Origin of the sequence: Vreelandella rituensis, from assembly GCF_003336665.1 — a bacterium.
In the GTDB taxonomy this organism is placed as follows: Bacteria; Pseudomonadota; Gammaproteobacteria; order Pseudomonadales; family Halomonadaceae; genus Vreelandella; species Vreelandella rituensis.
The window spans coordinates 1-759 of sequence record NZ_QPIJ01000169.1 but is presented as its reverse complement, the minus strand read 5'-3'; the positions used below and the strand labels follow the sequence as shown (position 1 = coordinate 759).

Below are 759 nucleotides of genomic sequence, written 5' to 3'. Positions count from 1 at the left end.
GGGTTTAATGGCGTGCAGGCAGAGGCTCTCAGCAACGAAGTCGAGGTTTTCCTGCAGGTTCTCCGCGCTCCAGACGCTGCGGACGAAATCGCGGAAGCGGTTGGTGGCGTCGTCGGCGAACCATTCTTGATCGGTGAGCGGGATGATGGCGTTGTCATCGGCGGGAAAAGTTTGGTAAGCACCACCCGTAAACAGATCATAAAAGTGTTCGTTGTTGGCATGAGCGTAAACCAACCCTTCTCGGTCCAGAGAATACCGGCCTAACATACAGCCAATAGAATAACTGATAAGTTCGCAAACAGTATCCGAAAGGTAGCGACATCCTATATTTTTTCCATTGTTTCCATATCTGTAATATTTGTTATTAGAAAGCGTTACATTTGATATCGGGACCTCAGCATCAATTAAATCAATCACCCCCATCCCATTGGCGAAAGTATAATTATTCTCCTCCTCAAGAATCTTGAGCATTTCTGATTTTTCGTGCCATCTTTTTTCTATGAACTTTACACCTATTTGTACTGTGTCGCTTCCAGAGGCTATCAAAGGGTTATTTTTAAAGTCCCACGATGTCTCAAAGCTGTCCCAGTCCTCTCTTGTCACTTCTATGAGTTTTTTTGTATTTTTTACGATTGATTCCGGTGATTTTCAACCCAGTTGTCCAAATAGCTGCGCTTAAGCAGCCTGTTTATTACGCTCGATTTCTTGCACTTTCCCGGGGTTGAGCGACACCGGACCGGTTACCTCCCAGTTTCGGGT

General features: G+C 45.6%; 1 pseudogene. It reads right to left on the bottom strand.

The annotated features are described in order from the left end of the window. Nucleotides 1–471: pseudogene (locus tag DU506_RS21325) on the bottom strand (BREX-1 system adenine-specific DNA-methyltransferase PglX); the annotation flags it as partial. Between the last annotated feature and the right edge of the window lie 288 nt (nt 472–759).